At 70.2% G+C, this 25933-nt stretch carries 19 protein-coding genes; 11 read left to right on the top strand and 8 right to left on the bottom strand.

Annotated elements, in window-relative coordinates; genetic code table 11:
- Window positions 1-109 precede the first annotated feature (109 nt).
- Entirely contained in the window at window positions 110-1267 is a 1158-nt protein-coding gene (locus AB0J55_RS33165; RefSeq protein WP_364257504.1) for an AAA family ATPase, read from the top strand.
- 22 nt (window positions 1268-1289) lie between these two features.
- Here AB0J55_RS33165 and AB0J55_RS33170 read toward each other — a convergent pair whose 3' ends face one another.
- Window positions 1290-2294 (bottom strand): LacI family DNA-binding transcriptional regulator, encoded by a 1005-nt coding sequence (locus tag AB0J55_RS33170; RefSeq protein WP_364257507.1) that lies wholly within the window; start codon window positions 2292-2294, stop codon window positions 1290-1292.
- A 153-nt stretch (window positions 2295-2447) separates the two neighbouring features.
- On the opposite strand from AB0J55_RS33170, the gene AB0J55_RS33175 reads away from it, so the two are divergent.
- The 6 genes from AB0J55_RS33175 (at window position 2448) to AB0J55_RS33200 (ending at window position 11989) form a co-directional block, all read left to right on the top strand.
- Window positions 2448-3524 carry an ABC transporter substrate-binding protein gene (locus AB0J55_RS33175; RefSeq protein ID WP_364257510.1) on the top strand — a complete coding sequence of 359 codons (1077 nt, stop codon included), beginning with the start codon at window positions 2448-2450 and terminating at the stop codon, window positions 3522-3524.
- Entirely contained in the window at window positions 3524-5101 is a 1578-nt protein-coding gene (locus AB0J55_RS33180; RefSeq protein WP_364257513.1) for a sugar ABC transporter ATP-binding protein, read from the top strand. Before AB0J55_RS33175 ends, AB0J55_RS33180 begins: the two co-directional genes overlap by 1 nt.
- Entirely contained in the window at window positions 5082-6032 is a 951-nt protein-coding gene (locus AB0J55_RS33185; protein WP_364257516.1) for an ABC transporter permease, read from the top strand. Before AB0J55_RS33180 ends, AB0J55_RS33185 begins: the two co-directional genes overlap by 20 nt.
- Window positions 6029-7003, top strand: coding sequence for an ABC transporter permease (locus tag AB0J55_RS33190; protein ID WP_364257519.1), 975 nt, complete (start codon window positions 6029-6031; stop codon window positions 7001-7003). Before AB0J55_RS33185 ends, AB0J55_RS33190 begins: the two co-directional genes overlap by 4 nt.
- A 29-nt stretch (window positions 7004-7032) precedes the next feature.
- Window positions 7033-9522 carry a LamG-like jellyroll fold domain-containing protein gene (locus AB0J55_RS33195; RefSeq protein ID WP_364257522.1) on the top strand — a complete coding sequence of 830 codons (2490 nt, stop codon included), beginning with the start codon at window positions 7033-7035 and terminating at the stop codon, window positions 9520-9522.
- Between the two features lie 154 nt (window positions 9523-9676).
- On the top strand, window positions 9677-11989 hold the full coding sequence (locus tag AB0J55_RS33200; RefSeq protein WP_364257525.1) for a hypothetical protein: 2313 nt from the start codon (window positions 9677-9679) through the stop codon (window positions 11987-11989).
- Window positions 11990-12040: 51 nt separating this feature from the next.
- Here the strand turns inward: AB0J55_RS33200 and AB0J55_RS33205 are convergent, their stop codons facing one another.
- The 4 genes from AB0J55_RS33205 to AB0J55_RS33220 all read right to left on the bottom strand — a co-directional run bounded on the left by AB0J55_RS33205 (window position 12041) and on the right by AB0J55_RS33220 (window position 15661).
- Complete coding sequence (locus AB0J55_RS33205; RefSeq protein WP_364257528.1) at window positions 12041-12472, bottom strand: PGPGW domain-containing protein; 432 nt, start codon at window positions 12470-12472, stop codon at window positions 12041-12043.
- Window positions 12439-13863, bottom strand: a complete 1425-nt coding sequence (locus AB0J55_RS33210) for a serine hydrolase domain-containing protein (RefSeq protein WP_364257531.1) — start codon at window positions 13861-13863, stop codon at window positions 12439-12441. Before AB0J55_RS33210 ends, AB0J55_RS33205 begins: the two co-directional genes overlap by 34 nt.
- A 131-nt stretch (window positions 13864-13994) precedes the next feature.
- A complete protein-coding gene (locus AB0J55_RS33215; protein WP_364257534.1) occupies window positions 13995-14579 on the bottom strand; it encodes an FMN reductase in 585 nt (194 codons plus the stop codon).
- Window positions 14576-15661, bottom strand: a complete 1086-nt coding sequence (locus AB0J55_RS33220) for an LLM class flavin-dependent oxidoreductase (RefSeq protein WP_364257537.1) — start codon at window positions 15659-15661, stop codon at window positions 14576-14578. The genes AB0J55_RS33215 and AB0J55_RS33220 overlap by 4 nt, the downstream gene beginning before the upstream one ends.
- A gap of 107 nt (window positions 15662-15768) precedes the next feature.
- Here AB0J55_RS33220 and AB0J55_RS33225 point away from each other — a divergent pair, with 107 nt between their 5' ends.
- The 3 genes from AB0J55_RS33225 (at window position 15769) to AB0J55_RS33235 (ending at window position 21811) form a co-directional block, all read left to right on the top strand.
- Window positions 15769-17112 carry a hypothetical protein gene (locus AB0J55_RS33225; RefSeq protein ID WP_364257540.1) on the top strand — a complete coding sequence of 448 codons (1344 nt, stop codon included), beginning with the start codon at window positions 15769-15771 and terminating at the stop codon, window positions 17110-17112.
- Between the two features lie 134 nt (window positions 17113-17246).
- Window positions 17247-19298: a DNA topoisomerase IV subunit B gene (locus AB0J55_RS33230; protein ID WP_364257543.1), complete on the top strand. Its 2052-nt coding sequence runs from the start codon at window positions 17247-17249 to the stop codon at window positions 19296-19298.
- A gap of 29 nt (window positions 19299-19327) precedes the next feature.
- The gene (locus AB0J55_RS33235; protein WP_364257545.1) at window positions 19328-21811 is read left to right on the top strand and encodes a DNA topoisomerase (ATP-hydrolyzing); all 2484 of its coding nucleotides are present in this window, start codon (window positions 19328-19330) and stop codon (window positions 21809-21811) included.
- Window positions 21812-21832: 21 nt separating this feature from the next.
- Here AB0J55_RS33235 and AB0J55_RS33240 read toward each other — a convergent pair whose 3' ends face one another.
- The 3 genes from AB0J55_RS33240 to AB0J55_RS33250 form a co-directional block, all read right to left on the bottom strand.
- Window positions 21833-22072, bottom strand: coding sequence for a hypothetical protein (locus AB0J55_RS33240; RefSeq protein ID WP_364257548.1), 240 nt, complete (start codon window positions 22070-22072; stop codon window positions 21833-21835).
- Window positions 22073-22138: 66 nt separating this feature from the next.
- A complete protein-coding gene (locus tag AB0J55_RS33245; RefSeq protein ID WP_364257551.1) occupies window positions 22139-23407 on the bottom strand; it encodes a ThuA domain-containing protein in 1269 nt (422 codons plus the stop codon).
- Window positions 23408-23436: 29 nt separating this feature from the next.
- Complete coding sequence (locus AB0J55_RS33250; protein WP_364257554.1) at window positions 23437-25263, bottom strand: glycoside hydrolase family 3 N-terminal domain-containing protein; 1827 nt, start codon at window positions 25261-25263, stop codon at window positions 23437-23439.
- A gap of 153 nt (window positions 25264-25416) precedes the next feature.
- Between AB0J55_RS33250 and AB0J55_RS33255 the strand changes: the two genes are divergently transcribed.
- Window positions 25417-25908, top strand: coding sequence for a DinB family protein (locus tag AB0J55_RS33255; protein WP_364257557.1), 492 nt, complete (start codon window positions 25417-25419; stop codon window positions 25906-25908).
- Window positions 25909-25933: the final 25 nt, after the last annotated feature.

Raw genomic sequence — 25933 nt, forward strand, 5'->3', positions numbered from 1 at the left:
AAAACCGTGGATCCTATAGGATCTGCGATCCTCGCCCGTGCGGCTCGGCGGTGTCAACGACAGGACCGGACAAACATCGGACGAATCACCGGCGGGCTAGGTTCGGGGCATGCTGACCACGCTGGCCGTCGGGAACTACCGCTCGTTGCGCGACCTGGTCCTGCCGTTGTCCCGGCTCACCGTCGTCACCGGACCGAACGGCAGCGGCAAGTCGAGCCTGTACCGGGCCCTGCGGCTGCTGGCGGACGCGTCGCGCAACGGCGCCGTGGCGGCACTGGCGCGGGAGGGCGGCCTGCCGTCGACGCTGTGGGCCGGCCCGGAGAACGGCGTGCGCCGGGGCACCACGCGGGTGCAGGGCAAGGTGCACACGAAGGCCGTCGGGCTGCGGCTCGGCTTCGCGGGCGACGAGTTCGGCTACGCGCTCGACCTGGGGCTGCCGGTGCCGGGCGCGACCCTGTTCAACCTCGACCCGGAGTTCAAGCGGGAAGCGGTGTGGTCGGGGCCGGTGCTGCGGCCGTCGGCGCTGCTCGCGGACCGGGCGGGCCCGTCGGTGCGCACGCGCGTGGCGTCGGGTGCCTGGGGCGAAGAGCGGTTCAAGATCCGGCTGACGGACAGCATGCTGAGCGAGTTCGCGGACCCGCGGGCGTGCCCGGAGCTGCTGGTGCTGCGGGAGCGCATCCGGTCGTGGCGGTTCTACGACCACTTCCGCACGGACATCGGCGCCCCGGCCCGCCAGTCCCGCATCGGCACCCGCACCCCGGTGCTGTCCCACGACGGCGCCGACCTGGCGGCGGCGCTGCAGACGATCATCGAGGTGGGCCGGGCCGAGGAGCTCACGGAAGTGGTCGACGCGGCCTTCCCGGGCTCGACGGTGGAAGTACGGCGCTCCGAGGACGGCCTGCTGTCGGTCGAGTTCCGCCAGCACGGCCTGCTGCGTCCGCTGTCGGCGGCGGAGCTGTCGGACGGGACGCTGCGGTTCCTGCTGTGGGTGGCGGCCCTGCTGACCCCGCGCCCGCCGGAGCTCCTGGTGCTGAACGAGCCGGAGACGAGCCTCCACCCGGACCTCCTCCCGGCCCTGGCCACCCTGATCGCGACGGCGGCGAAGGAGACCCAGCTGGTGGTGGTGTCCCACGCCCAGCCCCTGATCCGCGCCCTCGCCGCGGTGACGGACGTGGGCACGGTGGAACTGGAAAAGGAGTACGGCGAAACCACAGTGGCCGGCCAGGGCCACCTGGACCGCCCGTCCTGGCAGTGGCCCTCCCGCTGACCGTAGCGCCCCGATTGGGGCGCTAGCGGCCGCGGGTGCTTTCGCGGATCTCCAGCGCGAACGGGGTCTGGATGTCCTGCGGGGGTGAGGTCGTGTCCCCCGTGATGCGGCGGTGCACCAGGTCCACCGCCGCCTCGGCCAGTGCCGTTTTGTCCGGGGCGATCGTCGTCAGCGAGGGCAGCGAGAATGCGCTCTCTTCGTTGTTGTCGAACCCGACGATCGCCACGTCCTCCGGTACCCGCAGGCCCAGCTCGGCCACCGCGCGCAGCGCGCCGATGGCCAGCAGGTCGTTGAAGCAGAACACCGCGTCCGGCGGCGACGGCAGGGCCAGCAGCGACTTCATCGCCGCCGCCCCGACCGACCGGTGCCACTTCTCCGCGGGCGCCACCAAAGCGTCCGAATAGGACAAACCCGCCTCCGCCAGCGCCGACCGGTACCCCGCCAGGCGCTGGGACGACGTCCCGCGCGCCGGATTCCGCCCGATGGCCGCGATCCGCTTGCGTCCCAGGGAAGCCAGGTGCGACACCGCCGTGCGCGCCGCCAGGACGTTGTCGATCGCCACGTGGTCGATCGGCACGTCGACGGCGTGCTCGCCCAGCATGACCAGGGGGATCCCGCCCGGCTCGGCCGGGAAGTCCGCCGCCTCCAGGGCTTCCGGGTGCACCAGCGCCCCGTCGACGAGGTGCGGCCCCAGCGACGACAGCGTCTCCCGCTCCCGCGGCCGCGTCCCCTGCGTCTGTTCGATCAGGACGCTCCAGCCGCGCCGCTGCGCCGCGGTGATGACCAGCCCGGCCAGTTCGCCGAAGTACGGGATCGACAGCTCCGGCACCATCAGCGCCAGGAAGCCGGTGCGGCCGCGGCGGAGGTTGCGGGCCCCGACGTTCGGCCGGTACCCGGTCGCCGCCAGGGCTTCCTCGACGCGCCGGCGGTTCTCCGGCTTGACGAAGGCGTAGCCGTTCACGACGTTCGACACCGTCTTCACCGACACTCCGGCGAGCGTGGCGACGTCCTTGAGCGTCACGGTCACGGGCGGTCCCTTCAGAGAGTGAGCACGAAGTGTAGCGAGCCGCTGCCGGTTTACAACGTTGTTCCAACGATGTAAAAAGTACCTCAAGGCTCCCGCGGTGACCCCGATCACCCCGGCGAGCGGGCCACCAACGACGCTGCCCGAGGAGTCGCCGTGCTCTTGTCCTCCCGTCCCCGACTGGTCCTGGTCACCGCGGCCGCCGCCGCGCTGACCCTCACGTCCTGCACGAGCAGGGAAGAAACCCCCGCCGCACCTTCGAGCGGCGGCGGGCCGGCCGCCAGCGCCCAGTCGGCCGCCCCGTCCGCCGACGGCTGCACGCTCGAAAAAACCGGTTACCCCAAGGTCGACCTCAAGACGGCGGTGGTGGGTTTCTCCCAGTCCGAAAAGGAGGCCAACCCCTTCCGGATCGCCGAGACGCAGTCCATTCGCGACGAAGCCGCCAAGCTCGGCATCGCGCAGGACAAGCTGCTCGTCACCAACGCCCAGAGCGACCTGAACCGCCAGATCAGCGACATCAAGTCGATGCTCGACCGCGGCGCCCAGCTGCTGGTCGTCGCGCCGCTGAACTCCGACGGCCTCCAGCCCGCCCTCGACGCGGCGAAGGCCAAGAAGGTCCCGGTGGTCACCATCGACCGCAAGGTGACGTCCCAGCCGTGCACCGACTACCTGACGTTCATCGGCTCGAACTTCGTAGAGCAGGGCAAGCGCGCCGCCCAGGCGATGGCGAAGGCGACCGGCGGCACCGGCAAGGTGGTCATCCTGCTCGGCTCGTCCGGCAACAACGTCACCACCGACCGCACCCAGGGCTTCAAGGACGAGCTCGCGAAGACGCCCGGCCTGAGCGTGGTCGCCGAGCAGACCGGCGAGTTCGACCGTTCCAAGGGCCAGTCCGTGATGGAGCAGCTCATCCAGAGCCACCCCGACGTCACCGCGGTCTACGCCGAGAACGACGAGATGGGGGTCGGCGCGGTCAACGCGCTGAAGACGGCGGGCAAGACGCCGGGCAAGGACGTCAAGGTCGTCTCCATCGACGGCACCCGCAACGCCGTGCAGCTCATCGCCGACGGCAGCTACAACGCCGTGATCGAGTCCAACCCGCGGTTCGGCCCGCTGGCCTTCCAGACGCTGCAGAAGTTCGAGAGCGGCGAGGCCATCCCCGCGAGCATCGTGATCACCGACGACCAGTACGACGAAACCAACGCGGCCCAGAAGGTCGGGAACGCGTACTGATGACGGCAGCGACCGAAGAGGACGTCGCCATGACGACCGCACCGGTGCTCGAGGTGGCCGGGGTGACCAAGCGGTTCCCCGGCACCCTCGCGCTCGACGACGTCAGCTTCGCGCTGGCGCCGGGCGAGGTGCACGCGCTGGTCGGCGAGAACGGCGCCGGCAAGTCCACGCTGATCAAGGTGCTCACCGGCGTCTACCAGCCCGACGAGGGCGAGGTCCGCCACCTCGGCGAGCCGGTGACGTTCAAGCGGCCGATCGACGCGCAGCGCGCCGGGATCTCCACGATCTACCAGGAGGTCAACCTCGTCCCGCTGATGAGCATCGCCGGCAACGTCTTCCTCGGCCGCGAGCCGCGCACGAAGGCCGGGCTCGTCGACTGGTCGAAGATGTACGCCGACGCCCGCGAGCTCCTCAAGGGCTACGGCATCGACGACGACGTCAAGCGGCCGCTGCACACCTTGGGTGTCGGCGCGCAGCAGATGGTCGCGCTCGCCCGCGCGGTCTCGACCGACGCGAAGGTCGTCATCATGGACGAGCCGACGTCGTCGCTCGAGCCGCGCGAGGTCGAAACGCTCTTCCAGGTGCTGAACCGGCTGCACGCCGAAGGCATCGCGATCGTCTACGTCAGCCACCGGATGGACGAGCTGTACCGGGTGTGCGACAGCGTCACCGTGCTCCGCGACGGCCGGGTCGTCCACAGTGGACCGCTGAAGGCGCTCCCCCGGATCGAGCTCGTGTCCAAGATGCTCGGCCGGGAGATCAAGCAGATCCGCGAAGAAGGCGTCACGGCGTTCGGCGAGGAACACGACGTCGAGCGCGAACCGCTGCTCAAGGCCGAGAACCTGAGCGGCATGCGGAAGCTGCACGACGTCTCGGTGAGCATCCGGCCCGGCGAGGTCGTCGGCCTCGCCGGGCTGCTCGGCTCCGGCCGCAGCGAAACGGCCCGGGCCATCGTCGGCGCGTTCCCCCTCGACGGCGGCAGCGTGCTGCTGGCCGGGAAACCGTTGAAGAAGGGAAAGATCAAGGCGGCCATGCGGGCCGGGATCGCGCTGCTGGCCGAGGACCGCAAGACCGACGGGATCATCCCCAACCTGTCCGTGCGCGAGAACATCGTGCTGGCCGCCCTGCCGGCACTGTCCCCGTTCGGCCTGGTCAGCAAGGCGAAACAGGACCGGGTGGTCAAGATCTTCATGGACCGCCTGCGGATCAAGGCCGCGAGCCCGGAGCAGAAGGTGTCGGAGCTGTCCGGCGGCAACCAGCAGAAGGTGCTGCTCGCCCGCTGGCTGGCGACCGGCCCGAAGATCCTGCTGCTCGACGAGCCCACCCGCGGCATCGACGTCGGCGCCAAGGCCGAGGTGCAGGCACTGATCGACGAACTCGCGAGGGAAGGGCTCGGCGTGCTGCTCATCTCGTCCGAACTGGAGGAACTGATCGACGGGTCCGACCGCGTGGTCGTGCTGCGCGACGGCTCGGTCGTCGGCGAGCTGACCGGCGACCGCATCACCGAGGAGAACGTACTGACGGCCATCGCGGCGGAAAGCACCGGGGGTGACAACGATGTCGACATCCACCCTTGAGCGCGCGAAGATCACCGCGTGGCTGCAGAACTACGGCGTCTACCTGGCCGTCGTCGTGCTGCTGCTGTTCAACGTCGTGTTCACCGCCAACTTCCTGTCCGCGGTCAACTTCCGCACCCAGCTGGTGCAGGCGGCCCCGGTCTGCATCGTCGCGCTCGGCATGGCGCTGGTGATCGGCACCGAGGGCATCGACCTGTCGGTCGGCTCGGTGATGTCGATCGCCGCCGCGCTCATCCCGCTCTACCTGGGCGCGGGCCCGCTGACGGCGATCATCGTCGCGGTCATCGCCGGGGTCGTGTCCGGCCTGTTCAGCGGCTACCTGGTGGCGTACCTGGGCATCCAGCCGATCATCGCCACCCTCGCGTTGCTGGTGGGCGGGCGGGGGCTCGCGTTGGTGATCGCCCACGGCCAGCTCGTCCAGCTGCACAACCAGGACTTCCTGGCGCTGGGCACCGGGGACCTGCTCGGTGTCCCGATCATGGTGATCGTCGCGGGCGTGCTGGCGGTGCTGACCGGGCTGGTCGTCCAGCGCACGACGTTCGGGCGGCACCTGGTCGCCGTCGGCGGCAACCGCGCCGCGAGCACGCTGGCCGGCCTGCCGGTGAAGCGCGTGCTCATCAGCGTCTACGTCATCTCCGGGGCGCTGGCCGCGATCGCCGGCGTGCTGGCGACTTCGCGGCTGGCCGCCAGCGACCCGAGCGACGTCGGCCTGCTGATGGAGCTGTCGGCGATCACCGCGGTCGTCGTCGGCGGCACGCCGCTGACCGGTGGCCGGGTCCGCGTGCTCGGCACCGTGTTCGGTGCCCTGCTGATGCAGCTCGTCCAGGCGACCCTGATCAAGCACAACCTGCCGGACTCCACCGCGCAGATGGTCCAGGCGGCCATCATCGTCGTCGCGGTCTACGTCGCGCGCGAGCGGAGCAGCCGATGACCGCCACTCAGACCACCGCTCGGAACGCCGCGTTCGCCGGCGTGCTGCAGCGCCAGGGCGCGGCCGTCGTGCTCGTGCTCGGCATCTTCGCTTCGTGGTTCGCGTTCCCGCACTTCGGCACCGCGGACAACCTGCGCAGCCTCGTGCTGCAGGGCTCGTTCCTCGCGGTGATCGCGCTGGGCATGACGTTCGTGATCATCTCCGGCGGCATCGACCTGTCGGTCGGCTCCAACTACGCGCTCGGCGGCATCCTCGCCGCCTGGGGCGCGCAGTACGGCCTGGTCGTCGCGATCCTGTTGCCGCTGGCCGTGTGTTCGCTGATCGGCTTCATCAACGGCGTGCTCATCGCGCGCACCGGGATGGCGCCGTTCATCGTGACGCTGGCGTCGCTGCTGTTCGCCCGGGGACTCTTGCTGGCCCTGACCTCCGAAGGCGCGACGACGTACAAAGTGGACCCGGGCTCGGCGTTCCTCTGGCTCGGCCAGGGCACGATCTTCGGCGTCGGCGTCCCGGTGTACCTCACGCTCGTGCTGTTCGCGCTCGGCGGGCTGCTGCTGCGCCGCACGCGGTTCGGCCAGTCGGTGTTCGCCATCGGCGGCGCCGAGCAGTCCGCGCTGCTCATGGGCCTGCCGGTGGCCCGCACCAAGATCAGCCTCTACACGCTCAGCGGCGGGCTCGCCGGGTTCGCCGGCGTGCTCACCGCCGCGTACCTGCAGTCCGGCGTCACGGTGATCGGCGTGGGCACCGAACTCGACGCGATTTCCGTCGTCGTCATCGGCGGCACGCTGCTGACCGGCGGCGCCGGGACGATCATCGGCACGCTCGTCGGCGTGCTGCTGCGCACGCTGATCCAGAACGTCATCAACCAGATCGGCACCCTCGACTCCAACTACCAGACCGTCGTGAGCGGGGCCTTCCTGCTCGTCGTCGTGGTGATCCAGCGCCTGCTCGCGCGCTCCCGGACCCGCTGACCCCTGTCCCCTCACCAGGAGGTTCAACGATGCTGCACCCTGCCCGAAACGGCCGGAGATGGCTCACCGCGGCCGCCGCGTTCGCGGTCGCGGTCGCCGGCCTCGGCACCGCACCGGCGGCGAGCGCCGCCGAACCGCAGTGGCAGCGGCTCACCCCGCCGCTGTCCACGCCGTGGACCAAGGACGTGTCCCCCGCCAACGCCCTGCCGGACTACCCGAGACCGCAGCTGACCCGCGACAAGTGGCAGAACCTCAACGGCGTCTGGGAGTTCGCCAAGGCGACGCCGGGTGAGGCCGCGCCGGTCGGCAAGACACTGGGAGAGCGCATTCTCGTCCCCTACCCGGTCGAGTCCGCGCTGTCCGGGATCATGCGCCACGAAACGAACATGTGGTACCGCCGCACCTTCGAGGTCCCGAAGAACTGGCAGGTCGGCAAGGGCGGGCAGCGGCTGCTGCTGCACTTCCAGGCCGTCGACTACGACGCGACGGTGATCGTCAACGGCAAGACCGTCGGCCACCACACCGGCGGCTACGACGCCTGGTCCGTGGACGTCACCGACGCGCTGACCACGGGCCGGACCCAGGAGGTCGTCGTCGGCGTCGCCGACCCGAACGACCAGGGCGGGCAGCCGATCGGCAAGCAGCGTCAACCCGGTGACGGCATCTTCTACACGCCGTCGTCGGGCATCTGGCAGACCGTCTGGCTGGAGCCGGTGGCGTCCTCGCGCATCGACCGCCTCGACCTCACGCCGGACCTCGGTTCGGTGACGGTGAACGCGGTCGTCGGCGGCCCGGTGAAGCAGCGCGTCGAAGCCGTCGCCTACGACCACGGCCGCCCGGTCGGGCGCGTGTCCGGCGACGCGAACAAGCCGTTGAAGCTCAAGGTGGACCGGCCGCACCTGTGGTCGCCGGACGACCCGTTCCTCTACGAACTGCGGGTGAAGCTCTCGGGCGGCGACGAGGTCGGCTCGTACTTCGGGCTGCGCACGATCGGCGTCGGCAAGACCGCCGACGGCAAGCAGCGAATGCTCCTGAACGGCAAGTTCGTCATGCAGGTCGGCCCGCTCGACCAGGGTTTCTGGCCGGACGGCATCTACACCGCGCCGACCGACGCGGCCCTGAAGTTCGACCTGGAGCAGGAGAAGGCGCTCGGTTTCAACATGGTGCGCAAGCACATCAAGGTCGAGCCGGACCGCTGGTACTACTACGCCGACAAGCTCGGGCTCCTGGTCTGGCAGGACATGCCGGCGATGAAGGACGACGTCGAGCCGTCCGCGGCTTCGCGCGTCAACTTCGAGTCCGAGATGCACCGGATGATCGACCAGCACCGCAGCTTCCCGTCGATCGTCACGTGGGTGCCGTTCAACGAAGGCTGGGGCGACTACGAGGTCGGCCGCATCGCCGACGAGGTCAAGTCCTGGGACCCCTCGCGGCTGGTGAACGCCGAATCCGGGGTCAACTGCTGCCGGTCCGAACCGGACAGCGGCCGCGGTGACATCTACGACGACCACACCTACACCGGCCCGGGCACGCCGGCGCAGAGCGGCACGCGCGCGGCCGTCGACGGCGAGTACGGCGGCCTCGGCCTGAAGGTCGCCGGGCACGAGTTCGATCCGGCGGGCAGCTTCGCGTACGAAATGGAGCCCGACAGCGCGACCCTGACCCGGCGCTACGGCGAGCTGCAGCAGCGCCTGCTGCTGGTCGCCCAGCGGTGCGGGGTGTCGGCGGGTGTCTACACGCAGACCACCGACGTCGAGAAGGAGGTCAACGGCTTCTTCACCTACGACCGGCAGGTGAAGAAGATGGACTTCGCGGCGGTCCGCGCGGCGAACCTCGCGGTGATCAAGGGCGCCACCGGCGCCCCGGTGTCGGGTCCGTCCGTGCCCGCCGGAACGCCCGGGATCGACGGCATCGCCGCGTACCCGTTCGACGAAAACGCGGGCACGGTGGCGAAGGACGTCGCCGGCAGCCACGACGCCACCCTCGTCGGCGGCGCGTCGTGGACCGCGGGCAAGAGCGGTTCGGCGTTGGCCACCAACGGTTCCGGCCAGTTCGCCGACACCGGTGCGGCGCTGCTGAACACCGAAGGCAGCTACAGCGCGGCGGCGTGGGTGAAGTTCAACGCCGTCGGCGACGGCTTCCAGACCGTGGTGAGCCAGGACGGCGACAGCAACAGCGCGTTCTTCCTGCAGTACTCGGGTGCGGACCACCGGCTCGCGATGAGCTTCGTGGGCACGCGGGCCCTGGCGCCCACGGCACCGGAGGCGAACCGCTGGTACCACGTGGTCGGCGTCCGCGACGCGGCCGCGGGCACGCTCAAGCTCTATGTGGACGGTCAGCTGGCCGCCACGAAGAGCGTCTGCCTTGGCGAAGCGTCCACCGGGCACACGGTGATCGGCCGCGGCAAGTACGGCGGCGGCCCGGTCGACTTCCTGAACGGGGCCGTCGACCAGGTGCACGTCTACGACCGGGCATTGTCCGATTCGGAGGTGAATGCCCTTTTCACCAGCGGTAAGTAAGGCAGGCAACCGGTAACGCCCCCTGTGCGTGTGCGATAGCGGTATGGCCGTACTCCACGGTCATCGGGTGCACACGCACAGGGGGTGAGCCGTTTTGGGCTCCGGAAGATCCAAGCTGCCCGCGAGAGCGGGCGTTTTCACACTCGTCACGGCGGTGGTCGCGACCGGCACCGCGGTCCTCACCGCGGCCCCGGCCGCGGCGGAATCGACCACCGAGGTCGCGGCCTCCACATGGGCCTACATCGACTCGGCCGCGCCGAAGGCCAGCTTCGTCGACCAGGGCGGGGACGCGCCGGTCGGCGCGCACACCTACGCCGGCGGCACGAACCACGTGTCCAAGTCCTACGTCACCTTCGACCTCTCGGCGGTCCGCGGCAACCGCTTGCAGTCGGCGTACGTGAGCACCGGCGAGACCGCCGTCACCGACTGCTCCAACGCGCGCTCGACGGAGCTCTGGCTGACCGCTCCGGCGAAGAAGCCGACGTGGAACACCCAGCCGGCCGAGCTGCTCAAGGTCAACGGCCCGTACCTCGACTCGTCGTGCCCGTCGGACCGGCTGACCTGGACGGCCACCGCGGCGATCCAGAACGCGCTCGACGCCGGGCGCACGACGGCGACGTTCGTCCTGCGGCTGCCCGAAAACCAGCAGGGTGACCCGAAGTTCGGCCGCGAGTACGACCCGAAGGCGAAGCTCTTCCTCAACTACGACCGGCCGCCGGCCAAGCCGACCGGGCTGAGCGTCACCTACCAGCCGTGCACGGCGAAGCCGCTCGTGGTCTCCCGCCAGGTGGTGCTGGGCAGCGACGTCACGGACCCGGACGACGACTACCCCGGCACGGAGTTCGCGTTCTGGCCGGCCGAGCACCCCGACCAGCGCACCACCCTGGGCGGCTCCGGCCGGACGTCGGCCGAGATCACGTCGCTCGTCAGCGAAGGCGTCACCTACGCCTGGCAGGTGCGGGGCAAGGACGACAGCGGTGTCACCGGGCCGTGGAGCGCGACCTGCAAGTTCACCACGGACTTCACCCCGCCCGCGGCGGCACCGGTGATCACCTCCCCCGACTACCACGCCGAAGCGCCGCCCGGGTCCGGCGGCACCGGCGTGCCGGGGACGTTCGTCTTCGACGCCAAGGGTGACACCGACGTCGTCGGCTTCCGGTGGGACGGCGGCTACGCGGCCGCCGACCACCGCGGCGGCAAGGCGACCGTCCGGTACGCACCGGACTGGAGTGGCCCGGCGAACCTCAGCGCGGCGGCCGTCGACGCGGCGGGCAACCAGGGACCGACCGCCTACTACCGGTTCTGGGTCGCGAGCAACCAGCCGGGCGTGACCTGCACGCCGTACGACGACTACGTCGGCGTGACGCGGACGTGCACCTTCACGCCGTACGGCACCACTCCGGTGACCGGGTACGTCTACCACCTGACCAACCAGCCGGACGAGACCGTGGCGGCCGGCCCGGACGGGACGGCGACGGTGACGGTCACGCCGTCCGACCCGCAGCTCACCTACCTCCAGGTGGCGGTGCGGGCGCGGCTCGCGACCGGGTACCTGACCGCGGAGCACTCCACCTCGGTGGTCAGCGAGCCCGGCGAGCCCGAGGTCGAGTCGCTCACCGCGAACCCGACGCAGGGCCTGCCGGCGCAGTTCCGGGTGCACGCGGTGCTGCCCGGCTCGGTCTCGTTCACCTACCACTGGAACCAGGAGGACCTGATCACGGTGCCGCTCGACGCGGACGGCACGGCCACCGTCACGGTCACGCCGTCGGCCTCGTTCTGGGGTTCGTTCTACGGCTACACGACGACCGCGACGGGAGTGCGGTCCGGCTGGGGCGGCCTGAACGTCTCGGTCGCCTCGAACAAGCCGAACGTGACGAGCGCGGAGTACCCGGAGGGCCAGACCAGCGGCGCGGTGGGTGTCCCGGGCACGTTCGTGTTCTCCTCGCCGGTCCCGGGTGCGGCAAGCTACACGTACGACTTCGGCGGCGGCGTGCACGGCACGGTGCCGGCGGGCCCGGACGGCACGGCGAGCGTGGTGTTCACCCCGACGCAGAGCTACATCAACAGCATCCGCGTGACGACGACGTTCGCCGACGGCACGGTGTCCGAGGACGGCGGCTACACGTTCTACGTGGCGTACTCGTCCCCGCGCCTGACGTGTGACGCGACGGGCTGGTCGGTGTCGCCGGGGCAGCACATCCAGTGCACCCTGGCACCGGTCCAGGCGAACCTGGCGAGCTACGGCTACCAGGTGGACTCCGGCCCGCAGACCACGCTGGCCCCGGGCCCGGACGGCACGGCGACGTTCGGCTTCGACGTGCCGGCGGACCGGCAGAGCGGCTCGTACGTCCAGCTGCGGGCGTGGAGCACGAACACGGCGGGCACGAAGTCGGACGAGACGGGCACGAGTTTCTACGTGTACGTGAACTCGGGCGCGTCGGCCCGCGGCACGGCGTTGGCGGTCTGATCCCCGGTGACGGCCACCGCGGCAGGCAGCCGTGGTGGCCGTCACCGCTGTCTAGTGTGGCTGGCCGGAAGCCTTCGTCCCGGTCTTCCGGCGCGCCTTGACCCGGCGGTAGCTCCACCCCAGCAGCGCGAACAGGATCACCGACGACAGGATCAGGCTCGACCCGGTGCTCCAGCCGCTGAACGGCAGGGACTTCACCGTGCCCCAGACGATCCCCGCCGCCAGCAGGGCCAGCCCGGCCAGCACCGATCCGGCGATGCGCAGCGGAGACGACACGCTCTCCTCGGCCGCCTTCATCGCGCGGTCGCGTACCGGGTCGACGTACTTCTCGAGCGCCGGGAACTCCGACGCCAGCAGCAGCAAGCCGGCGAGCACCAGCAGCAGCCCGGGGCCGGGCAGGACGAGCAGCAGCACCCCGACCACCAGCAGGATGGCACCGGCCACCGTGATCAGGATCCGCTTCGCCTGTTTGCCGAGGCCCACCGGTCGTCTCCCCTCGTTTCGCCCGATTCTTCCCGGTGCCGGCCTCGCCTGCCACTCACGAGGGCCCGCACCCTGGCCGCGGCCACGACCAGGCCGGCCAGCGTGACCACGCCGAGCGTGACCACGAGCCCCGGCCAGACGTACAGCACCTGGGCGTAGGTACCCCGCCGCCCGGCGAATACCCACCCGAGCAGCTGCGGCAGGAACACCAGCGGGACGAGCGGCAGCAGCGGCGGCACGACCCGCCACCAGTGCCGCTTCCGCGCCCGGCGCACGCCGAGCACCGCCAAGGCCACCGCGGCCAGCGCCAGCGCGCCGAGCACCCGGTCCGCGACCACCCCGGCGGGCAGCGCCGGCCCCGGCGTGCCACCTTCCAGCAGGCTCGCCAGGCCCTGGGCCAGCAGCTCCGCCTCGTTGTCCAGCGCCATCCCGGTGTTCGCCACCACGGCGATGCCGTATCCGCCGGGCAGCAGCACCTGCGCGGCCGTGTGGGAAAACCAGTCGCCGGTGTGCGCGACACGGCCGTCGCGGATGCTCCAGCCCAGCGCGTAGTCACGCCCGGGCGCGGGCGTGTGGGCCAGCGCGGCGGCCGCCGGCGAGACCACCCCACCGCCGTTCTGCTGCGCGATCAGCCAGCGGGCGAGGTCGGCCGCCGTGCTGAGCACGCCGTGACTGCCGCCGGTGAACCAGTCCGGTTCGGACACCGGGACCTCGATCCCGAAGGCCCGGACGTACCCCTCGGTGCCGGCCGGCGGGGTGTCCACCGAGGTGCTGGCGGTCATGCCGAGCGGCCGGAAGACGTGCCCGCTCAGGTAGTCCGCGAACGGCTGCCCGGCCACCACCTCGACGATCCGGGCCGCCACCTCGTAGTTCGGGTTGTGGTAGTGGAACGCCGTGCCCGGCTCGTCGGCGAGCCCGGCCTCCGCCAGCCGCGTGACGGCCTCGGCGAGCGTGCGCGGCTGCGCCAGCTTCAGGTCGGGGAACGCCGAGTCGGCCATCCCGGACGTCTGGTCCAGCAGCATCCGGACGGTGATCCGGCCGCCGCGGGGATCGGCGAGCCGGAACTCCGGCAGGTAGCGCGTCACGGGCTCGTCGAGCCCGACCCGCCCGGCCTCGGCCAGCTGCAGCACGGCGAACGCGGTCATGGACTTGCTCAGCGACCCGATCGGCAGCCGGGTCGACGCGCCGACCGGCGTGCCCGCCGCGTCGTGGCCGTAGCCGGCCACGTGGACGATGTCGGTGCCGCGGGTGACGGCGACCGCCGCCCCGGGCAGGCCGGTGTGGTCGAGGTAGGCGCGGACGTAGCCGTCGACGTCCCGCGGGACCGCCGCGCCCGCGGGGGTCGCAGTGGCGAGCAGCAGGGCCGCGAGCAGGAGGAAAAGCCTGGTCATGAAGGGGAAAGTAGGCGGCGGACACCCTCGGCGGCCGCTGCCGGACGGCGATCACCACCCCCTACTTTCGGCACCTTTCGGTGCGGCGTTCACCCATCTGCGGGACCGCGTCCACTACCGCTGACGGGCGGCTACTGCGCCAGCAGCTGTTCGAAGGGGACGAAAGCCGGCTCCCCCGCAGGCGCCACCCGGCCCTCGGCCGCCGAAGCCAGCTCGGCCCCGGCCTTCTCGATCCGCCGCTGCAACGCCCCCGACGCTTCACCACTGCCCCAGTCGGACGAAGCCGCGTACACACCCGTCGCGGCCGGATCCGCCTTCAGGTACCCGAACAACGGCCGCAGCTGGTAGTCGAGCACCAGCGAATGCCGCTCGGTACCGCCGGTCGCAGCCAGCAGCACGGGCTTGCCCACCAGGGAATCCGTGTCGAGGACGTCGAAGAAGGACTTGAACAGCCCGCTGTAACCGGCCGTGAACACCGGGGTCACCGCGATCAGCGCGTCCGCGCCCGTCACCGTCCGGATGGCCGAGCGCAGCTCCGGGCTCGGGAAGCCGGTCAGCAGGTTCTTCGTGATGTCCAAGGCGATGTCCCGCAGTTCCACCACGGAGACTTCGACCGGTTCCCCGGCCGCAGCGACGGTCGCCGCGGCCAGGCGATCGGCCAGCAGACGGGTCGACGAAGGCACCGACAACCCCGCTGTCACCACTGCCAGCTTCATACCGTCGCCTCCACCAGAGCGGCCTTCAGGGATTCGTGGGTCGGCGCGTCCGGCACGTGGGCCGGCCGCATCGCGTCGAGTTCCTTGCGCAGCACCGGGATCACCTGCTCACCGAGCAGGTCGAGCTGCTCCAGCACCGTCTTCAGCGGCAGGCCCGCGTGGTCCATCAGGAACAGCTGGCGCTGGTAGTCGCCGAAGTGCTCGCGGAAGGTCAGCGTCTTGTCGATGACCTCCTGCGGGCTGCCGACGGTCAGCGGCGTCTGGTCGGTGAACTCCTCCAGCGACGGGCCGTGCCCGTACACCGGCGCGTTGTCGAAGTACGGCCGGAACTCGTTCCACGCGTCCTGCGACTTCGGCCGGATGAACGCCTGGCCGCCGAGGCCGACGATCGCCTGGTCGGCGGAGCCGTGGCCGTAGTGCTCGAAGCGCTGCCGGTAGAACGAGATCAGCTGCTGGAAGTGCTCCTTGGGCCAGAAGATGTGGTTGGCGAAGAAGCCGTCGCCGTAGTACGCGGCCTGCTCGGCGATCTCCGGGCTGCGGATGGAGCCGTGCCAGACGAACGGCGGGACGCCGTCCAGGGGCCGCGGGGTCGAGGTGAAGCCCTGCAGCGGCGTGCGGAACTTGCCTTCCCAGTCCACCACGTCCTCGCGCCACAGCCTGCGCAGCAGCGCGTAGTTCTCGATGGCCAGCGGGATGCCCTGGCGGATGTCCTGGCCGAACCACGGGTAGACCGGGCCGGTGTTGCCGCGGCCCATCATCAGGTCGACGCGGCCGTCGGCGAGGTGCTGCAGCATCGCGAAGTCCTCGGCGATCTTCACCGGGTCGTTCGTGGTGATCAGGGTCGTCGACGTCGACAGGATCAGCTTCGACGTCTGCGCCGCGATGTACCCGAGCATCGTCGTGGGCGACGACGGGACGAACGGCGGGTTGTGGTGCTCGCCGGTCGCGAAGACGTCGAGGCCGACCTCTTCGGCCTTGAGCGCGATCCGGACCATCGCCTTGATCCGCTCGTGTTCCGTCGGCGTGCTGCCGTCGGTGGGATCGGTCGTGACGTCGCCCACCGTGAAGATTCCGAACTGCATGACCTGCTCCCTTCGCGAGCACCATCTTACATGCGCGTTCAACTACTTCCAAGCAAGAGATATTCCGGCCGACACGGCCCCGGAGGGCACCCAGTAAGGTCAGGGGCATGGACGCGGAGCTCGCTCGGCTGGGTCTGGCAGAACGTTCGGTACGACTCCTCTCGGGCCGCGACATCTGGGCCTCGATCACCCCCCTGCTCGCCCCGCGCCGGAACCTGGTGGCCGCCTTCGGCCACGTCGGTCCCGGCGCGGCCGCACTGCTGCCACTGGAACCCGGCGACACACTGATCACGGACGCGAGCCTGGACACCGTGCTGTCCGGGGCGACGAGCCCGCACGCGCTGCTGCACTGGGTGAAGGCCGGCGTGATCGTGCACTCGCTGCGCGGCCTGAACGCGAAGCTGGTGATCGCCGAGGACGACCCGTCGTTCGTGGTCGTCGGCTCGGCGGACGTCACCGCGGCCGGCCCGCGGCAGCTGTTCGAGGCGGTCACGCTGTCCCACGAGCGGCAGACCGTCGAGGAGGCCCAGGAAGCCTGGCTCGAGTGGTGCGACCTCGCGGGCCCGTCGCTGACCGCCGGTGACCTGGAGCCGCTGCTGGAGCAGTACGGCGCCGGCAAACCGGTCACGGCCCGCGCCCCGGCGCCCGCCCGGCCCGCCGCCGCGCCCGCGCGGCCGGTGGTGACCAGCCGCCCGGCGACCCCGGTCCGGCCCGCGGCCGCGACGCCGCCGCCGTCCCCGGTCCGGCCCGCGACACCGCCGCCCTCGCCGGTCCGCCCGGCGCCCACGCCGCCGCCTCCCGCGGTGCGCCCGGCCGTCGCGGACGTCCCGGCCGAGGCCCCGGCGCAGCTCGCCGTCCCGGAACAGCCCGAAACCCCGGCCCCGGTCACCGCCACGGAGACCGCCGCCACCCCGGAACCGGTGGCGGCCGAGCCGGAAGCCACCGACGTGCCCCGGCCGTCCTGGCCGCGCCCGGCCGAGCTGTACCTGGTCAGCCTCGTCGAAGGCGGCGAACCGTCCGCCGAAGCCGAGTACCGGCTCGAAGAGCTGGCCCGCGAGTACAACCACCCCGGCGAAAACGGCGAATCCCCGTTCCGGGTCGAGCTGCTCTGGGCCGACGACGGCCAGGGCCAGGACCCGCCGCGCACGCTGCGCTCGGGTGTGCACGTGATCCCCGTCTACAGCCAGAAGCAGGGCCGTCCGCTCGTCGGGTCCCGGATCGAGGCGCCCGGCCTGGTCCTGCAGGCGCACGTCGACGAGTTCGCCTACCCGCGGCGCACGTACTGCTACGTCCTGACCCGGCAGTCGGCCGCCCGGCCGGCCTTCGGCGACCTCCGCAAGGCTCTCGCCGCGATCGGCGAGAAGCCGAACTTCCGGAACAGTTTCCAGGTCCCGCGGAAGATCGAAGCCCTGCTCGGCCTGTGGCCCGACCTGGGCTACGACCCCCGCTAGGGGGCGGCGCACGCCACTCCGGGGAGGACAGCGCGCGGAAACTGTCGGGGTGGGCGGATATCCTGCACTACGGTGCAGGCGAGTCCGCACCACCACCAGCACTTTCGCGAGCCACGATCCGGGAGAACGACCCTGTGACTGCCGAGACCTTGTACGGGGCCGACGACCTGACGCATCTCGAGGGTCTCGAAGCCGTCCGCAAACGACCCGGGATGTACATCGGCTCCACCGACAGCCGGGGCATCAACCACCTCTTCTCGGAGGTGGTGGACAACTCCACGGACGAGGGTGTCGCGGGGTACGCGACGAAGATCGTCGTCACGCTGCACGCCGACGGCAGCGTCCAGGTGGACGACGACGGCCGCGGCATCCCGACCGGCACCCACGCCAAGTCCGGTTTGTCCGGCGTCGAACTGGTGCTGACCCGGCTGCACGCCGGCGGCAAGTTCGGCGGCTCCGGCTACAAGACCTCCGGCGGCCTGCACGGCGTCGGCGCTTCGGCGGTCAACGCGCTGTCGCACCGCTTCGACGTCACGGTGAAGCAGGACGGCAAGGTCCACCAGATGTCGTTCAAGCACGGCGTCCCCGGCACGTTCGACGCGCCCGGCCCGAAGGCGAAGTTCACCCGCCGGTCCGGGCTGAACGTCGTCGGCAAGATGAAGCGCGGCGAGCGCAGCGGCACGTCCATCCGCTACTGGTACGACGCGCGCTACTTCGAGTCCGGCGCGGCCCTCGACGTCGAAGGCGTCCGGGCGAAGCTGCGCAACACCGCGTTCCTCGTCCCGGGCGTCACGTACGTGCTGCGCACCGCGATCGAAGACACGATCAACGAAGAGACGTTCCACTTCCCGCACGGCCTGGTCGACATGGTCGACTTCCTCACCCCGTCCGGCGAGAAGCCGGTCTGCGGCACGCTGCTGATCACCGGCGAAGGCACGTACAAGGAGAACGCGGCCGACGCCGCCGGCGTCATGCAGTCCAATGTGGAGCGTCACGCCGAGATCGAGGTGGCGCTGCGCTGGGGCACCGGCTACGAGCGCACGGTCGAGTGCTTCACCAACACGATCCGCAACGTCCACGGCGGCACCCACCGCCGCGGCTTCGACCGCGCGGTGACGAAGGCGTTGCAGGAGGCCATCTCCAAGACCCGCGGGCTGCTCAAGCCCAAGGAGGACATGCCGACCCTGGAGGACGTCCTCGAGGGCATGACGGCCGTGGTGCACGTCCGGCTGCCGGAGCCGCAGTTCACCTCGCAGACCAAGGACGAGCTGTCCACCGCCGGGATCACCCGCGTGCTGCAGGGCATCGTCGACAAGCACGTCAAGGCGTGGACCGAGGATCGCAAGACGAAGTCCGAGGCCAAGGTCGTGCTGCAGAAGGTGGTCGACGCCTCCCGCGTCCGGCTCACCCAGAAGCAGCAGAAGGACGCCGCCCGGCGTAAGACCGCCCTCGAAGGCGCGGCGATGCCGCCGAAGCTGGTCGACTGCCGCACCACCGGCGTCTCCCGCAGCGAACTGTTCCTCGTCGAGGGTGACAGCGCGCTGGGGTCGGCGCGGATGGCGCGCGTGTCGGAGTACCAGGCGCTGCTGCCGCTGCGGGGCAAGATCCTGAACGTCCAGAAGGCGTCGCTGGGCGACACGCTGAAGAACGCCGAGATCGCGTCGATCGTCCAGGTGCTCGGCGCGGGCACCGGGCGCACGTTCGACCTGACGACCATGCGCTACGGCCGGGTCATCCTGATGGCGGACGCCGATGTCGACGGCTCCCACATCCGCACGCTGCTGATCACGCTGTTCGCGAAGTACATGCGCCCGGTGATCGAGGACGGCCGGCTGTACGCGGCGATGCCGCCGCTGCACAAGCTCGTCACGAAGGGCCGCAACCCGGAAACGCACTTCACCTTCACCCAGCGCGAGATGGAGCAGAAGTTCGCCGAGCTGGAGAAGGCGGGCAAGAGCATCGTCACGCCGGTGCCGCGGTTCAAGGGCCTCGGCGAGATGGACGCCGACGAGCTGTGGGAGACCACGATGAACCCGGCGACCCGCTCGGTGCGCCGCATCACCATGGACGACGCCGAAGCCGCGGAGGCGGCGCTGGAACTGCTGATGGGCGAGAAGGTCGAGCCCCGGCGGAACTGGCTGGTCGCCTCGTCCGACCGGGTCGACCGCGAAGCCATCGACGCCTGAGTTTTTCTGAGCTACCAAGGAGTTCTGCCGTGGCACGCCGCAAGGGCACCACCACCAAGGTCGATCCCAGCGCGTTCGACTCCCCCGGTGCGCACGTCTTCGACAACTCGCTGAAGACCGAGATCGAAGACTCGTACCTGGAGTACGCGTACTCGGTCATCCACTCCCGCGCCCTCCCGGACGCCCGCGACGGGCTCAAGCCGGTCCACCGCCGGATCCTGTACTCGATGAACGAGAACGGCTACCGCCCGACGCACGCGTACGTGAAGTCGTCCCGCGTGGTCGGCGACGTCATGGGCAAGTACCACCCGCACGGCGACGTCGCGATCTACGACGCGATGGTCCGCCTGGCCCAAGACTTCTCGCTGAACGTCCCGCTGATCGACGGGCACGGCAACTTCGGCAGCCCGGACGACGGCCCGGCCGCCAGCCGTTATACGGAAGCTCGCATGTCCCCCGAAGCCATGCAGCTCGTCGGCGAGCTCGGCGAGGACACCGTCGACTTCCGCCCGAACTACGACGGCTCGCTCGAAGAGCCCTCCGTCCTCCCCGCCGCGTTCCCGAACCTGCTGGTCAACGGCACCTCCGGGATCGCGGTCGGGATGGCGACCAACATGATCCCGCACAACCTCGGCGAGGTCATCGCCGCGGCGCGGTGGCTGATCACCCACCCGTCCGCCACGCTCGACAAACTCATGGAGTTCGTCCCCGGCCCCGACCTGCCCACCGGCGGCAGCCTGCTCGGCCTCGACGAGGTGCGCCGCGCGTACGAGACCGGCCGCGGCGTGGTCCGGATGCGCGCGAACTGCGAGACCGGACCCCTTGAAGGCAGCCGCGGGCGGCAGGCGATCACCGTCACCGAGCTGCCCTACGGCGTCGGACCGGAGAAGGTGATCGAGAAGATCACCGACGAGGTGAACAAGTCCAAGCGGCTCACCGGCATCGCCGACGTCAAGGACCTCACCGACCGCGAGAACGGCACGCGCCTGGTCATCGAGTGCAAGGTCGGCGTCAACCCGCAGGCGCTGCTGGCCGACCTCTACCGGCTCACGCCGCTGGAGCAGTCGTTCGGCATCAACAACCTGGTGCTCGTCGACGGCCAGCCGCAGACCCTGGGCCTCAAGGAGCTGCTCGAGGTCTTCCTCCGGCACCGCTACGACGTCGTCACGCGGCGGACCAAGTACCGCCGCCGCAAGCGCGAAGAGCGGCTGCACCTGGTCGACGGTCTGCTGATCGCACTGCTGAACATCGACAAGGTCATCCGGTTGATCCGCGAAAGCGAGAACGCGCAGGCGGCGAAGGACGGCCTGATGACGCGCTTCAAGCTGTCGGAGATCCAGGCGACGTACATCCTGGACACCCCGCTGCGCCGGCTGACCAAGTACGACCGCCTCGAACTCGAGGCGGAGCAGGAGCGGCTGCGCGAGGAGATCGCGGAGCTGACCAAGATCCTCGACGACGAATCGGTGCTGAAGAAGCTCGTCTCGGCGGAGCTGGCGAAGATCGCGAAGGACTTCCCGACCGAGCGCCGCACCGCGCTGATCGACGGCGACCTGAAGGAGGTCCTGGCCGCGTCGAAGCCGTCGGGCCCCCTGGAAGTCGAGGACGATCCCTGCCAGGTGATCCTCTCGGCGACCGGGCTGGTGGCCCGCACGGCGGCGGAGTCCGAGGAGTCGACGGAGACGCGGCGCCGCAACGGCCGCGTGAAGCACGACGCGGTGGCGGCCCTGGTCCACACGACAGCGCGCGGCCAGGTACTGCTGGTGACCAGCCGCGGCCGGGCGTTCAAGACGGACGTGCTGCCGCTGCCGGTCCTGCCCGAGCAGGCCGGCACGGTCTCGCTTCGCGGTGGCATGGCGGCGAAGGAACTGGTGCCGCTGGAGAAGGGCGAAACGGTCGTCGGGATCGCGCCACTGGGCGAGCAGGCGGCGGGCTCCCCGGGTCTGGCGCTCGGCACCCGGGCCGGCGTGGTGAAGATCTGCGCGCCGGAGTGGCCGGTCCGGTCGGACGAATTCGAGGTGATCAGCCTCAAGGACGGCGACGAAGTCGTCGGCGCGACCTGGCTGACGGACGGTTCGGAGACGCTGGCGTTCGTGTCGTCGGAGGCGTCGCTGCTGAAGTACGCGGCGTCCCTGGTCCGCCCGCAGGGCCTCAAGGGCGGCGGCATGGCGGGGATGAACGTGGGATCGGGGTCGGTGGTGTTCTTCGGCGCGGTCCGCACGGACGACGACGAGCACGGCGAGCCCCTGGTGATCACGTCGACGGGCCAGAGCGTGAAGGTGACCCCGTTCAGCGAGTACCCGGCGAAGGGCCGCGCCACGGGCGGTGTCCGGGCCCAGCGGTTCCTCAAGGGCGAGACGGCGCTGCGGGTGGCGTGGATCGGCCCGCGTCCGGCCGGCGCGGCGCGCAACGGCGACCCGGTGGAGCTCCCGGAGATCGACGTCCGCCGCGACGGCTCGGGCCACGCCCACCCGGGCCCGGACGTGGTGGGCCACCTCATCGAGCGCGACTGACGCCGTCCGGGAGCGGGAGCGTCACTGGCGCTTCTGCTCCCGGCGGATCATGAAACGCCAGACGGCCGCGAAGAACAGCCAGGTCAGCACCCCTCGGACGGCCGCGCTGATCAGGTGCTCCGCGGCGAAGGTCCACCGGTGCAGACCGATCTTCACGAGCAGGTCAACGCCGAACGCGAGGACCAGCAGCAGGAGGAACGGCCACCAGAGCAGGGTGCGCCAGTAGCCGCGCCGCTTGACCTTTCCGGCATCGATCCTCATGCCCCCATTGTCGCCCGGTCGTGAGTGTTCAGGCGAGTTCCGACTCGCCTGAACACTCACGACCCGTTAGGCGACCCGGAACGACTGAGCGGCGCTGCCGCTGCAGGCCGCCTGGACCAGCTGCACACTGTCCGCAGTGGACGATCCCGGTACGGTCAGGCACTTGCCGCTGTGCCGGGCGACGAAGTGGTAGTACCCGCCGCCCTCGGGCACCGGCTGCCACTGCTGGTTGCCGCCGCCGCTGTAGGACCACAGCTGCAGGCCCGCGTTGTCCGCCGTCGACACGTCCGTGACGTCGATGACCTCGGCCGCGTTCGTCCGGTTGTTGATCCGGTCGTAGCCGCCGCTCGTGGGGGCGAACTGGTACTGCTGGGCCGTCGTGCCGTTGCACGTGTACTGCTGGATCACCGTGCCGTTCGTGCTGGCCGCCGCGCGGGCGTCGACGCACTTGCCGGACGCCTTGTTCGTCACCGCGTACCACGCCGCCGGGTCGATCGTGCCCGGGTCGGTCGGGCCGGTCGAACCGCCGCCGAGCCACTTCAGGCCGTCGAGCACGAAGCGGTTCTGGTCGGCGCTCTCGAACGTCGACGACAGCGCGGTGTTCGTCTCGTAGTTCATCGCGTTGTGGCCGAAGTTGGCGTACAGCATCTTGTAGTTCTTGTTCGTCCACGCGATCGGGTAGTAGCCGCTGTACCAGGTCTGGTTCGGGTCGGTGCCGATCGGGAACGTGGAGGAGTCCATCGACGCCAGGATGGTGATGTTGCTGTTCTGGCGCAGGTCGTTCTGCCAGGCGTACCACTCCGACGTCGAGGACCGGATCGTCGCCGGCAGGTTCGCCGTCGACGGGTGGGTGCGGTTCTCGATCTTCAGCGTCTCCGGGGTCGGGCCCCACGTGTTCGACGTGAACCGGCCGGTGCCGAGGAAGTCGTTGTGGAACCAGTTCGCGTACGACGGCGTCGAGCTGTCGTTGTAGGCGGTGACGTGGAAGCCGAAGAACCCACCGCCGTTCTGCATGTAGTTCTGGAAGCCCTGGAACTGCGCGGCCGACTGCGGCTGGTCGTCCAGGAACAGCACGACGTCGGCGGTGGCCTTGGTGAGGGTGGTGAGCCGGTTCCAGTCGGTCGTCGCGGTGTAGGTGAAGCCGTTGGCCGCCGCCTGCTGCGGGAACCAGACGTTGGCCTCCTTCTCGAAGCTGATGTGCGCGGCGTCGTACGTGCCGCTGTAGAAGGCCAGGACCTTGAACGGCGTGGCGGCCTGCACCGCCGGAGCACCCAGCGAAAGCCCTAGGCAGGCGGCGAAAAAGGCGAGGATTCTCAGCAGATGACGGCGGGGCATGCGTGAACCTTTCCGGTGGGGGACGGGGATCACCAGTGACGCGAGTAGTGCAGGCCGAAGCCGAACGGGAACAGCGCGGGTTTGCCGTCACCGGCGTTGATCGGCTGCTGGTCGGCGCTGCGCATCCAGGTGACCGGCAGCTTGCCGGTCGGGTTGTAGTCGCCGAAGAGGACGTCGGCCACGCCCTGCCCCTCGCTGCCCGGCAGCCAGGATTCGACGAGCCCGGCCCAGTCCGGCAACTGCGCGGCGATGTCGAGCGGGCGTCCGGAGACGAGCACGACCACCGTCGGCACCCCCGAGTCCTTCAGCTTCTGCAGCGTGGCGAGGTCGGCCGCGTCCAGTTCCATCCCTTGTGGACGGTCGCCCTTGCCTTCGGCGTACGGCGTCTCCCCCACGACCGCGACGGCGACGTCGTAGCTGCGGTCGATCCCGGTGCCGTCCTTGGCGTAGGTCACCTTGCCGGAGCTGTTCCGGATGCCCTGCAGGATGGTCGTGCCGGGGATGACGGGCCCGCTGGTGCCCTGCCAGCCGACGGTCCAGCCGCCGGACTGGTTGCCGATGTCGTCCGCGCTCTTGCCGGCCACGAAGATCTTCTCGTGCCGGGAAAGCGGCAGCACGTGGTTCTCGTTCTTCAGCAGCACCTGGGATTCGCGCACGGCCTGGCGCGCGAGGTCGCGGTGGGGTTTGCTGCCGATGGTGTTCAGGAACCGCCGGTCGGTCAGCGGGTGCTCGAACAGGCCGAGCTCGAACTTCTTGGTGAGGATGCGGCGGTTGGCGTCGTCGATCCGGGACATCGGCACCCGGCCCTGTTCCACCAGCGACCGCAGGGTGTCGATGAACTTCTGCCACTCGTAGGGCACCATCACCATGTCGATGCCGGCGTTGACCGCGGCCTCGACCTCGTCGGGGGTGAACCCGCTCTTGCCGTCGATCTTGTCGACGCCGTTGTAGTCGGAGACGACGATCCCGGTGAAGCCGAGTTCCTGCTTGAGGACGTCGTTGATCAGGTACGAGCCGGCGTGCATCTTGACGCCGTTCCAGCTGCTGTAGGAGATCATCACCGAGCCGACCCCGCGCTGCACGGCCGCCTTGAACGGCGGCAGGTGGATCGCGCGCAGTTCCTGCTCGCTGATCTCGGTGTTGCCTTCGTTGACGCCGCCGGTGGTGCCGCCGTCGCCGACGTAGTGCTTGGCGGTGGCCATGACCGAGCCCGGCTGGTTCAGCCGGCGTCCCTGCAGGCCGGTGATGATCGACGTCATCTCGGTGGCCAGCTGCGGGACCTCGCCGAAGGACTCGTAGGTGCGGCCCCAGCGATCGTTGCGGGCGACGCACAGGCAGGGCGCGAAGTCCCAGTCGATGCCGGTGCCGGAGACCTCTTCGGCGGTGGCGCGGCCGATCTTCTCGACCAGCCGCGGATCGCGCGTCGCGCCGAGGCCGATGTTGTGCGGGAAGACGGTGGCACCGTAGAGGCCGTTGTGCCCGTGCACGGCGTCGACGCCGTAGATGAGCGGAATGCCCAGCGGCGTGGCGAGCGCGGCCTTCTGGAAGCCGTCGTACATGTCGGCCCAGGTGACGGGGGTGTTCGGCGTCGGTTGCGAGCTCCCGCCGGAGAGCAGCGACCCGAGCCGCCCGGTGGTGACGTCCTGCGGCGATTTCACCCCGAGCCGTTCGGCCTGCATCATCTGGCCGAGCTTGTCGTCGAGGGACATCCGGGACAGCAGATCGGCCACCCGGACCTTGACGGGCCGCCAGGAGTCCTTGTAGGCCGGGCCGTTCCCGGCGAGCGCGGGGGTTTCGGAAGTCACCAGCAACGCGAGAGCCAGCGCGCCGGTGCCCAGCCTGCGTGCGAGGCGCATCGGGGTCCTCCTCGTCGAGCGACCAAAATTCACGCCTTGAATTAATACATAGGCTTTCCCCTTGGTCCAGACCTCTGAGCGAACTCGGGTGCCGCTCAGCGGGATTGCGCCTTCCGGCCAGAATCTGACCTAGTTGGTTCCTAGGGTGGCCGCATGACTCGCGAACACGAAGACCTCCTCGAACTGCTGGCGGAAGTCCGCAAGCGCTTGCTGATCCCGGTCCGCGGCCTGTCGGACGCCGACGCGGGCCGCCGCACCACGGTCAGCGAACTCACCTTGGGTGGTCTGATCCGCCACTTGGCCACGGGCGAGCGCTTGTGGTTGCAGATCTTGAAGACAGCCGACGGCTCCCTGCCGGAGGGCATGCTGGACACGGACCAGTACGCGATGAGCGAAACGCTCTCCCATTGGCTGTCGGCCTACGAAAAGGCGGCCGCCGAGACCGATGCGTACGTGGCCTCGCTGCCGTCGCTGGACGTGGAGGTCCAGCTGCCGACGACCCCGTGGTCACCCCCGGAACCCCGGTTCTGGTCGGCCCGCCGGATAGTGCTGCACCTGATCCACGAGACGGCCCAGCACGCAGGCCACGCGGACATCATCCGCGAGTCCCTGGACGGCGCGAACTCCACGGCTCAGCTGGCCTGAGGGTTGTGGACAACCCGAGGCCGAC

The organism is Amycolatopsis sp. NPDC049688 (assembly GCF_040674975.1).
GTDB lineage: Bacteria > Actinomycetota > Actinomycetes > Mycobacteriales > Pseudonocardiaceae > Amycolatopsis.

What these genes read in the sequence shown, in the direction of transcription:
- AB0J55_RS33165 (WP_364257504.1), top strand. Translation starts at nt 110, where the DNA reads ATGCTGACCACGCTGGCCGTCGGGAACTACCGCTCGTTGCGCGACCTG.
- AB0J55_RS33180 (WP_364257513.1), top strand. Translation starts at nt 3,524, where the DNA reads ATGACGGCAGCGACCGAAGAGGACGTCGCCATGACGACCGCACCGGTG.
- AB0J55_RS33185 (WP_364257516.1), top strand. Translation starts at nt 5,082, where the DNA reads ATGTCGACATCCACCCTTGAGCGCGCGAAGATCACCGCGTGGCTGCAG.
- AB0J55_RS33190 (WP_364257519.1), top strand. Translation starts at nt 6,029, where the DNA reads ATGACCGCCACTCAGACCACCGCTCGGAACGCCGCGTTCGCCGGCGTG.
- AB0J55_RS33195 (WP_364257522.1), top strand. Translation starts at nt 7,033, where the DNA reads ATGCTGCACCCTGCCCGAAACGGCCGGAGATGGCTCACCGCGGCCGCC.
- AB0J55_RS33210 (WP_364257531.1), bottom strand. Translation starts at nt 13,863, where the DNA reads ATGACCAGGCTTTTCCTCCTGCTCGCGGCCCTGCTGCTCGCCACTGCG.
- AB0J55_RS33215 (WP_364257534.1), bottom strand. Translation starts at nt 14,579, where the DNA reads ATGAAGCTGGCAGTGGTGACAGCGGGGTTGTCGGTGCCTTCGTCGACC.
- AB0J55_RS33220 (WP_364257537.1), bottom strand. Translation starts at nt 15,661, where the DNA reads ATGCAGTTCGGAATCTTCACGGTGGGCGACGTCACGACCGATCCCACC.
- AB0J55_RS33225 (WP_364257540.1), top strand. Translation starts at nt 15,769, where the DNA reads ATGGACGCGGAGCTCGCTCGGCTGGGTCTGGCAGAACGTTCGGTACGA.
- AB0J55_RS33240 (WP_364257548.1), bottom strand. Translation starts at nt 22,072, where the DNA reads ATGAGGATCGATGCCGGAAAGGTCAAGCGGCGCGGCTACTGGCGCACC.
- AB0J55_RS33245 (WP_364257551.1), bottom strand. Translation starts at nt 23,407, where the DNA reads ATGCCCCGCCGTCATCTGCTGAGAATCCTCGCCTTTTTCGCCGCCTGC.
- AB0J55_RS33250 (WP_364257554.1), bottom strand. Translation starts at nt 25,263, where the DNA reads ATGCGCCTCGCACGCAGGCTGGGCACCGGCGCGCTGGCTCTCGCGTTG.
- AB0J55_RS33255 (WP_364257557.1), top strand. Translation starts at nt 25,417, where the DNA reads ATGACTCGCGAACACGAAGACCTCCTCGAACTGCTGGCGGAAGTCCGC.